We start from the raw sequence: 8,014 nt of genomic DNA, 5'->3' as shown, positions 1-8,014 counted from the left end.
GGCAGCTCACCGTTGTGCGCGGCTTGGCGCACCTTCACCCGCGACAGCCCGAACTTCCGCAGGTATCCGCGCGGGCGGCCGTCGGCCGCGTCCCGGTTGCGGATCCGCGTCGGACTCGCGTCGCGCGGCAGCTTCTGCAACGCGACGACCGCTTCGGCCTTCTCCGAGGGCGACGACGAGGGCGAGGCGATGACGGCCTTCAGCGCGCGACGGCGTTCGACGTACCGGGCCACGACCACCTTTCGCTGCTCGTTCTTCGCGATCTTCGACTTCTTCGCCATCAGCGCTCTTCCTTGAACTCGACGTGCTCGCGCGCGACCGGGTCGTACTTGCGCAGGACCATCCGGTCCGGGTCGTTGCGGCGGTTCTTCTTCGTGACGTACGTGTAGCCGGTCCCCGCGGTGGACCGCAGCTTGATGATCGGCCGGACGTCGGTGCTCTTCGCCATCAGAACTTCACCCCCTTCCCCTTCAGCTCGGCCACGACGGCCTCGATGCCCCGTTTGTCGATCGTCTTCATCCCCTTGGCGGAGACGCGCAGCCGCACCCAGCGGCCTTCACTCGGCACGAAGTAACGGCGGTTCTGCAGGTTCGGCTCCCACCGCCGGGACGTACGGCGGTGCGAGTGCGAGACCTGCTTGCCGTACCCCGGCTTGCGGCCGGTGACCTGGCACACGGCGGACACGGACCCTCCCAAGTTGATAGTGGTTGTCGTTTTCATCTACTGTAACCACCGTACCCCGCCCGTATTCCTGGAGCCCCCTGTGACCCACCCACCCCGCGTCCCGCTCGTCCTCGTCAGCGGCCTGGCCCCGGGCGCGAACGCCACGCTCGCCGAGCTGCTGCGCGTCGCCGAGCCCGGCACCGCCGTCGTCCACCACGACCTGCGCGACATCCACTCCGGCGTCGTCCGCCGCCGCCTCCGGCTCGAGCAGCGCGACCAGCTGACCGTCCTCGAGCTGGCGCACGGCTGCGTGTCCTGCACCCTGCGCGAGGACCTGCTCCCCCTGCTGCGGCGGCTGGCCCGGACGCCGCAGGTGCGGCGGATCGTCGTCCGGCTCGACGAGGCGATGGAGCCCGAGCCGGTGAGCTGGGCGATCCGGAACGTCCTGGTCGGCGACCACCCGGTGCACGACGACGTCGACCTGCGGGCCGTGCTCACGGTCGTCGACCGCGCGACCTGGCTCGCCGACGCGACCGGAGACGACGCCCTGGAGGAGCGCAACTTGCAGGCCAGCCCGGAGGACGACCGGACCGTCGCGCAGGTGGCGCTCTCCCAGGTCGAGTTCGCCGACCTCCTCGTGCTGGCCGGCGCGGCGACCGACGCGTGGCAGGCGGCCAAGGCGTCCGCCGTCCTCGACCGGGTCGCGCCGTCGATCCCGCGGGTCGAGCTGGCCCGGATCGACGGGCACAGCGTGCTCGACGCCGTCCCGTCCGACGCCCGCCGTGGCGAGGTCACCGACCTGCACGGGGCGCTGCTGCGCGGCGAGCCGCCGTTGCCCGCCGACTGCGGCATCGAGCTGCTCACGTTCACCGCGCGGCGGCCGTTCCACCCGCAGCGGCTGCACGACGCCCTCGACGTGCTGCTCGACGGCGTCGTCCGCACCCGCGGGCGAGCCTGGGTGGCCAGCCAGCCGGACGTCGCGTTCTGGATCGAGTCGGCCGGCGGCGGGCTGGGCATCGGGCACGCCGGGCCGTGGCTCGCGTCGCCGGACGGTCCGGAGTGGACGGACGTCTCCCCCGAGCGCCGCACCCTGGCGTCCCTGCGCTGGGACCCGGTGCACGGCGACCGGGCGCAGGAGCTGGTCGTGGTGACGGACCAGACAGCGCCCGGCGAGATCGACGCGGCCCTGCGCGGCGCTCTACTCACCGACGAGGAACTGACGGCAGGCCCCGAAGCGTGGGAGCGCTATCCCGACCCGTTCGGGGACTGGCACGAAGAACCCTGCGAGGACACCGAAACCGACCCGGCGCGCGACGACGCGGCCGCGGTGAACCGAAAGGAAGACCGATGAAGAACGGTATCCACCCCGACTACCACCCCGTGGTGTTCAAGGACTCGTCCACCGGCGATGCGTTCCTGACCCGCTCCACCCTCACCTCGGACAAGACGATCGAGTGGTCCGACGGCGCGACCTACCCGCTGGTGCAGGTCGACATCAGCTCGTGGTCGCACCCGTTCTGGACCGGCACGCAGCGGATCATGGACAGCGCCGGCCAGGTCGAGAAGTTCCACCGCCGCTACGGGAAGCGGGAGACGCGCTGATGGCCGTGCCCAAGCGCAAGAAGTCGCGCAGCAACACCCGGTCCCGGCGGTCGCAGTGGAAGGCCGCGGTCCCGGACCTGGTGCCGATCAAGGTCGACGGGGAGACGCAGCTCGTGCCCCGCCGGCTGATCCGCCACTTCCACGCGTGAGCGTCCCGGTCACCGTGCTCTCGGGCTTCCTCGGCGCCGGGAAGACGACCCTGCTCAACCACATCCTCGCCAACCGCGACGGCCTGCGGGTGGCGGTGATCGTCAACGACATGAGCGAGGTCAACATCGACGCCGCCCTCGTGCGCTCGCGGGAGCGGCTGGTCGAGCTGACCAACGGGTGCATCTGCTGCACCCTGCGGGAGGACCTCCTGGAGGAGGTGGCGGCGCTCTGCACCGGCGACCGCTTCGACCACGTGCTCATCGAGTCGAGCGGGATCTCCGAGCCGATGCCGGTGGCCGCGACGTTCACCTTCCTGGACGCGCTCGCCCGGCTCGACACGATGGTGACGGTGGTGGACGCGGCGAACTTCGCCCGCGAACTGGCGGCCGGCGACTCCCTGGCGGAGCGCCGGCTCGACCAGTACTCCAGCGACGAGCGGACGGTCAGCGACCTGCTGGTGGACCAGGTCGAATTCGCCGACGTGCTGCTGCTGAACAAGACCGACCTCGTGTCCCCGGACGAGGCGGCCCTGCTGGTGGCCGTGCTCCGGCGGCTCAACCCGGCCGCCGACGTCGTGACGAGCCGCTTCGGGCGGGTGCCGCTGGAGCGGGTGTTCGGCACCGGGCGGTACGACGCCGTCAAGGCGCAGGAGGCGCCCGGCTGGGTGGCCGAGCTGAACGGCGACCACGTGCCGGAGACCGAGGAGTACGGCATCTCGAGCGTGGTGTTCCGCGCGTCCCGGACGTTCGACCCGGTGGCGCTGTGGGACTTCGTCGCCCGGCGGCTGGACTCCGGCGAGTTCGGCACGGTGCTGCGGTCCAAGGGGTTCTTCACGCTGGCCTCCCGGCCCGGGGTGACCGGCCTGTGGTCCCAGGCCGGGACGGTGGCGCGGTTCGAACCCCAGGGCGTCGCCGAAAAGGCGAGTCAGGAGCTGGTGTTCATCGGTGTCGACCTGGCGGGCGACGCGCTGCTCGGCGCCCTGCGGGAGTGCCTCGCCGACGTGGCGAGCGGACCGGACCCCTTCCCCGCGTGGGGTCCGGTCCACGCGCACTGAGGGTCAGGACGTCTTGAACAGCTCCATCAGCGCCGGCGGGAGCTCGTCACCGAAGATGCTCTCCATGAGCACGTCTTCGTCGATGGGCGTCTCGCTGCGCACGAACATGGCCAGCTCGTATTCGGCGAGGGCGGTTTCGACGTCGCCGGGGTGGGCGGCGAGGGCCTTTCCGAGTTCGGCGCCGTCGAGCATGGCCAGGTTCGCGCCCTCGCCGTTCGGGGCCGTGAGGTGGGCGGCGTCGCCGACCAGCGTCACGCCCGGCACCCGCTCCCAGCGGTGCCCGAACGGCAGGGTGTGGTGCGGGCGCAGGACCGGCGCGGTGTCGGCGTCGGTGATCAGGGCGGTGACCTCCGGGGCCCAGCCCTCGAACTCCCGCGCGATGGCGGCGGTGGCCGCCGCGGCGTCGGTGAAGTCGATGGCGGCGAACCACGCCAGTGACTCGGTGAACGCCACGTAGGCGTGCAGGGTGTCGCCGCTTTCCCGGTGCGCGTTGATCGACCGCTCCGGGGACGGCCCGTTCGCGACCATCGACCCGCCGCCGACCGCCTTCGCGGTGGCCGGGTGCCGGGTGTCGGCGTCGAAGAGGTAGGTCTCGACGAACGCCGTGCCGACGTATTCGGGGACAACGTCGGTGAGCAGCGGCCGGACCCGGGACCACGCGCCGTCCGCGCCGACCAGCAGGCTCGCGACGACGGTGGTGCCGTCGGCGAAGGTCACCTCGTGGCTGCCGTCGCCCAGCGTGCGAGTGCTGCTGACCTTGTGCCCCCAGCGGACGGTGCCCTCCGGGAGGGCGTCGAGCAGCAGTTGCCGCAGGTCGCCACGCTGCACTTCCGGGCGGCCGCCCGTGCCGTCGTCGGTCTTCTCGAACAGGAGCTTCCCGTCCTGGTCGAGGATCCGCATGGCCTGGCGGCCCTCGAGCACGAGGGACGGGAACGCGTCCATCAGGCCCGCCGCCTCGAGGGCGAGCTGCCCGTTGTAGTCGTGGATGTCGAGCATCCCGCCCTGCATCCGCGACGTCGGCGACGGCTCGGCTTCGTACACCGTGACCGGGAACCCGTGGACGTGCAGGACGCGAGCCAGGGTGAGGCCGCCGAGGCCGGCGCCGATGATCGTGACGGGAGTGCGCATGATCGCTCCTTCTCTGGAATCGTGTTCCAGATTAGGGTGGCGCGGGCCGCTGGCAGGGGCCGCACACCGCGCTGACACGGGTCCGGCACCCGTGCCAGGCGTCGATCAGTGGTCGTCGTAGTGGTCGTCGTGGGCCGCGTGACGGTGGCCGTCGTGCAGGTAGTCGACGTGCTCGCCGTGCGGGACCGCGTAGTGGCCGCAGCCTTCGCCGTGCGTGTGGTCGTGGCCGGTGTGCGGCACGTGGCCGGCGATCTCGCACTCGTCGAAGTGGCCGTCGTGCGCGCGGTGCAGGTGGCCCTCGTGCGCGTAGTCGACGTGGTCGCCGTGCGGCACCGCCGGGTGCCCGCAGCCCTCGCCGTGGACGTGGTCGTGGCCTGCGTGCTCGACGTGCGGGATCGTCATCGGTGGCGCCTCCTGGGATGCGTACTGCTGCATATGTCCACTTCGGACGCTAACACCGGCGGTCCGCGCCGACCGGGCGAAACCTCCCGCCTCACCCGATAGGTCCGAGTTGATCAACCCAGGTTTATCAGTCTAGGTTGATGAATGTGACGGACGAGGAGCTGCTCCAGGCGAGCACCGACCTGCGCGTCGCCCTGGGCCGGCTGATCCGGCGGCTGCGCCAGGGTTACGTGGTCGGCGAACTGACCCTGCCCGAACGGTCGGTGCTGTCCCGGCTCGACCGGGAGGGCCCGGCCACGCCGGGGTGCCTCGCCGACCTCGAACGCGTGAAGCCGCAGGCCATGGGCGTCACCCTCGCCGGGCTGGTCGAGCGCGGGCTCGTCGCCCGGCGCAAGGACGACACCGACGGCCGCAAGGTGCTCATGTCGGTGACCGGCGCCGGTGTCAAGCTGCTCACCGACCGGCGGTCCCGCACCACCGAGCGGATGGCCACCGCCATGGCCGAGAAGTTCACCGCCGCCGAGCAGCGCAAGCTCCTGGCCGCCATCCCGCTGATCGAGCGGCTGGCGGGAGAGCTGTGACCGCCACCGAAACGGCGCCGGACCGCTACAAGTGGGTCGCGCTGTCCAACACCACGCTCGGCGTGCTGATGTCGGCGCTCGACGGCTCGATCGTGATCATCTCGCTGCCCGCGATCTTCCGCGGCATCGGCCTCGATCCCCTGGCCCCGGGCAACATCGGCTACCTGCTCTGGATGATCCTCGGCTACCTGCTGGTGCAGGCCGTGCTGGTGGTGACGCTCGGGCGCCTCGGCGACATGTTCGGCCGCGTCAAGATGTACAACCTCGGCTTCGTCGTGTTCAGCGTCGCCTCGGTGGCATTGTCGTTCGACCCGTTCCACGGCGGGAACGGCGCGCTGTGGCTGATCGGCTGGCGGGTGGTGCAGGCCGTCGGCGGCTCGATGCTGACGGCGAACTCGGCGGCCATCCTCACCGACGCGTTCCCGGCCGAACAGCGCGGCATGGCACTGGGCGTCAACCAGATCACCGCGCTGGCCGGGCAGTTCCTCGGCCTGGTCGTCGGCGGGCTGCTCGCCGAGATCGACTGGCGCGCGGTGTTCTGGGTGAGCGTCCCGTTCGGGCTGCTCGGCACGATCTGGTCGATCCGCAGCCTCCGCGAGGTCGGCACGCCGAAGCGCGCGAAGGTCGACTGGGGCGGCAACATCACCTTCGCCGCCGGCACCGCGATCCTGCTCGCCGGGATCACCTACGGCATCCAGCCCTACGGCGGCGCCGCGACCGGCTGGGGCAACCCGCTGGTGCTCGGCGGCATCGGCGGCGGCGTGCTGCTGCTCGTGGCGTTCGGCGTCATCGAGACGCGCGTGGCGGCGCCGATGTTCCACCTCGGGCTGTTCAAGATCCGCGCGTTCGCCGCGGGCAACATCGCCGCGCTGCTGACGTCGGTCGCCCGTGGTGGCATGCAGTTCATGCTCATCATCTGGCTGCAGGGCATCTGGTTGCCGCTGCACGGCTACGACTACGAGCGGACGCCGTTGTGGGCGGGCATCTACCTGCTGCCGCTGACCGTCGGGTTCCTGCTCGCCGGGCCGGTGTCCGGGTACCTGTCCGACCGTTTCGGCGCGCGGCTGTTCTCCACCGGCGGCCTGCTCCTGGTCGCGGCGGCGTTCCTCGGGCTGCTGGCGCTGCCCGTCAACTTCCCGTACCCGGTGTTCGCCGCGCTGCTGGTGGTCAGCGGGATCGGCCAGGGCATGTTCTCCGCGCCGAACACCTCGGCGATCATGAGCAGCGTGCCGACCGAGCAGCGCGGGGTCGCCTCCGGCATGCGGGCGACGTTCCAGAACTCCGGGACGTCGCTGTCGATCGGCGTGTTCTTCTCGCTGATGATCGCCGGCCTCGCGAGTTCGCTCCCCCAGACGCTGACCAGCGGCCTGCAGGCCCACGGCGTCCCCGCGAACGTGGCCGACGGCGTCGCCCAGCTGCCGCCGGTGAGCACGCTGTTCGCGGCGTTCCTCGGCAGCAACCCGGTGGGCCACCTGCTCGGCCCGGACGTCCTTTCCGGACTGACGCCCGGCGACCGGGCCACCCTGACCGGCGGCGACTTCTTCCCGCAGCTGGTCTCCGGGCCGTTCCACCACGGCCTCGTGGTCGTGTTCACCGCCGCCGCGATCATGGCCGTCGTCGCCGCGGCGGCGTCGGCTTCCCGCGGCGCCCGCTATTTCCACCAGAACCCCGAGGGAACGAAGGAGTCTCAATGACCGACGAACTCATCGCCGGAACCGTCACCATCACCGGGAACGGCGGCGACGAGATCGAGGCCTACGCGGCCAGGCCCACCGACGCCGCACCGCGCGGCGGGGTCGTGGTGATCCACCACATGCCCGGCTACGACGCGTCGACGAAGGAGATGGTGCGGCGCTTCGCCGCCGAGGGCTACAACGCGATCTGCCCCAACCTCTACTCCCGCGAGGCCCCGGGCGCGGACCCGGACGACGCGGCCGCCACGGTCCGCGCGGCCGGCGGCGTCCCGGACGACCGCCTCGTCGGCGACGTCTCCGGCGCGGCCGACTACCTGAAGGCCCTGGAGAACGCGAACGGTCGCGTGGGTGTCATCGGGCACTGCTCGGGCGGGCGGCAGGCGTTCCTCGTCGGCTGCTCGATCGACGTCGACGCGGCGGTCGACTGCTACGGCGCGTTCGTCGTCAACGACCCGCCGGAGGCCATGAAGTTCATGAAGCCGTTGCTGGGCAAGGCGCCGGACCTGTCCTGCCCGCTGCTGGGCATCTTCGGGGCCGACGACAAGTTCCCCGGCCCGGACGAGGTCGCCGTGCTCGCGGCCGAGCTGGAAAAGCTCGGCAAGGAGCACGAGTTCCACACCTACGCGGACGCCGGCCACGCGTTCTTCGCCGCCGACCGGCCGAGCTACCGGCCGGAAGCCGCGAAGGACGGCTGGGAACGCATCCTCGACTTCTACTCCCGCACGCTCAGCGCCTGAGAG

At 71.4% G+C, this 8,014-nt stretch carries 12 protein-coding genes; 7 read left to right on the top strand and 5 right to left on the bottom strand.

All coding sequences use genetic code 11. The annotated features are described in order from the left end of the window. From rpsN to rpmB, 3 genes are all read right to left on the bottom strand, one after another. The coding region (gene rpsN, locus ACGFMK_RS32945; protein ID WP_392771568.1) for a 30S ribosomal protein S14 at positions 1 to 281 on the bottom strand (281 nt) is incomplete at its 3' end. Next, on the bottom strand, positions 281 to 448 hold the full coding sequence (gene rpmG, locus ACGFMK_RS32940) for a 50S ribosomal protein L33 (protein WP_285451482.1): 168 nt from the start codon (positions 446 to 448) through the stop codon (positions 281 to 283). The genes rpsN and rpmG, both read right to left, overlap by 1 nt. Further along, positions 448 to 684, bottom strand: coding sequence for a 50S ribosomal protein L28 (gene rpmB, locus ACGFMK_RS32935; protein WP_392771565.1), 237 nt, complete (start codon positions 682 to 684; stop codon positions 448 to 450). Before rpmB ends, rpmG begins: the two co-directional genes overlap by 1 nt. 79 nt (positions 685 to 763) lie before the next feature. Between rpmB and mrf the strand changes: the two genes are divergently transcribed. Genes mrf through ACGFMK_RS32915 form a run of 4 tightly spaced genes read left to right on the top strand, consistent with a single transcriptional unit; the run spans position 764 to position 3,469 of the window. After that, positions 764 to 2,014: a ribosome hibernation factor-recruiting GTPase MRF gene (gene mrf, locus ACGFMK_RS32930; RefSeq protein ID WP_392771562.1), complete on the top strand. Its 1,251-nt coding sequence runs from the start codon at positions 764 to 766 to the stop codon at positions 2,012 to 2,014. Further along, positions 2,011 to 2,265, top strand: coding sequence for a type B 50S ribosomal protein L31 (locus ACGFMK_RS32925; RefSeq protein ID WP_392771560.1), 255 nt, complete (start codon positions 2,011 to 2,013; stop codon positions 2,263 to 2,265). Before mrf ends, ACGFMK_RS32925 begins: the two co-directional genes overlap by 4 nt. Continuing rightward, the gene (gene rpmF, locus ACGFMK_RS32920) at positions 2,265 to 2,414 is read left to right on the top strand and encodes a 50S ribosomal protein L32 (protein ID WP_392771558.1); all 150 of its coding nucleotides are present in this window, start codon (positions 2,265 to 2,267) and stop codon (positions 2,412 to 2,414) included. Before ACGFMK_RS32925 ends, rpmF begins: the two co-directional genes overlap by 1 nt. Continuing rightward, positions 2,411 to 3,469: a GTP-binding protein gene (locus tag ACGFMK_RS32915; protein ID WP_392771555.1), complete on the top strand. Its 1,059-nt coding sequence runs from the start codon at positions 2,411 to 2,413 to the stop codon at positions 3,467 to 3,469. Before rpmF ends, ACGFMK_RS32915 begins: the two co-directional genes overlap by 4 nt. A gap of 3 nt (positions 3,470 to 3,472) precedes the next feature. On the opposite strand, the gene ACGFMK_RS32910 is transcribed toward ACGFMK_RS32915, so the two are convergent. Both ACGFMK_RS32910 and ACGFMK_RS32905 read right to left on the bottom strand, forming a co-directional pair. Continuing rightward, complete coding sequence (locus tag ACGFMK_RS32910) at positions 3,473 to 4,597, bottom strand: FAD-dependent oxidoreductase (RefSeq protein ID WP_392771552.1); 1,125 nt, start codon at positions 4,595 to 4,597, stop codon at positions 3,473 to 3,475. Between the two features lie 105 nt (positions 4,598 to 4,702). Beyond that, positions 4,703 to 4,999 carry a hypothetical protein gene (locus ACGFMK_RS32905; protein ID WP_392771551.1) on the bottom strand — a complete coding sequence of 99 codons (297 nt, stop codon included), beginning with the start codon at positions 4,997 to 4,999 and terminating at the stop codon, positions 4,703 to 4,705. 140 nt (positions 5,000 to 5,139) lie between these two features. Between ACGFMK_RS32905 and ACGFMK_RS32900 the strand changes: the two genes are divergently transcribed. Genes ACGFMK_RS32900 through ACGFMK_RS32890 form a run of 3 tightly spaced genes read left to right on the top strand, consistent with a single transcriptional unit; the run spans position 5,140 to position 8,011 of the window. Beyond that, positions 5,140 to 5,580, top strand: a complete 441-nt coding sequence (locus ACGFMK_RS32900; RefSeq protein ID WP_392771548.1) for a MarR family winged helix-turn-helix transcriptional regulator — start codon at positions 5,140 to 5,142, stop codon at positions 5,578 to 5,580. Beyond that, positions 5,577 to 7,274, top strand: coding sequence for an MFS transporter (locus ACGFMK_RS32895; protein WP_392771545.1), 1,698 nt, complete (start codon positions 5,577 to 5,579; stop codon positions 7,272 to 7,274). The genes ACGFMK_RS32900 and ACGFMK_RS32895 overlap by 4 nt, the downstream gene beginning before the upstream one ends. Beyond that, positions 7,271 to 8,011 carry a dienelactone hydrolase family protein gene (locus ACGFMK_RS32890; protein WP_392771543.1) on the top strand — a complete coding sequence of 247 codons (741 nt, stop codon included), beginning with the start codon at positions 7,271 to 7,273 and terminating at the stop codon, positions 8,009 to 8,011. Before ACGFMK_RS32895 ends, ACGFMK_RS32890 begins: the two co-directional genes overlap by 4 nt. Positions 8,012 to 8,014 lie beyond the last annotated feature (3 nt).

The sequence above is a fragment of the Amycolatopsis sp. NPDC049252 genome, assembly GCF_043197175.1.
GTDB lineage: Bacteria > Actinomycetota > Actinomycetes > Mycobacteriales > Pseudonocardiaceae > Amycolatopsis.
This window is presented reverse-complemented; position numbering and strand designations above follow the sequence as displayed.

Bases quoted from the DNA above. Each gene is read 5' to 3' on its own strand.
- ACGFMK_RS32900 (WP_392771548.1), top strand. From the start codon at position 5,140: ATGAATGTGACGGACGAGGAGCTGCTCCAGGCGAGCACCGACCTGCGC.
- ACGFMK_RS32910 (WP_392771552.1), bottom strand. From the start codon at position 4,597: ATGCGCACTCCCGTCACGATCATCGGCGCCGGCCTCGGCGGCCTCACC.
- rpmF (WP_392771558.1), top strand. From the start codon at position 2,265: ATGGCCGTGCCCAAGCGCAAGAAGTCGCGCAGCAACACCCGGTCCCGG.
- ACGFMK_RS32905 (WP_392771551.1), bottom strand. From the start codon at position 4,999: ATGACGATCCCGCACGTCGAGCACGCAGGCCACGACCACGTCCACGGC.
- ACGFMK_RS32925 (WP_392771560.1), top strand. From the start codon at position 2,011: ATGAAGAACGGTATCCACCCCGACTACCACCCCGTGGTGTTCAAGGAC.
- ACGFMK_RS32890 (WP_392771543.1), top strand. From the start codon at position 7,271: ATGACCGACGAACTCATCGCCGGAACCGTCACCATCACCGGGAACGGC.
- rpmG (WP_285451482.1), bottom strand. From the start codon at position 448: ATGGCGAAGAGCACCGACGTCCGGCCGATCATCAAGCTGCGGTCCACC.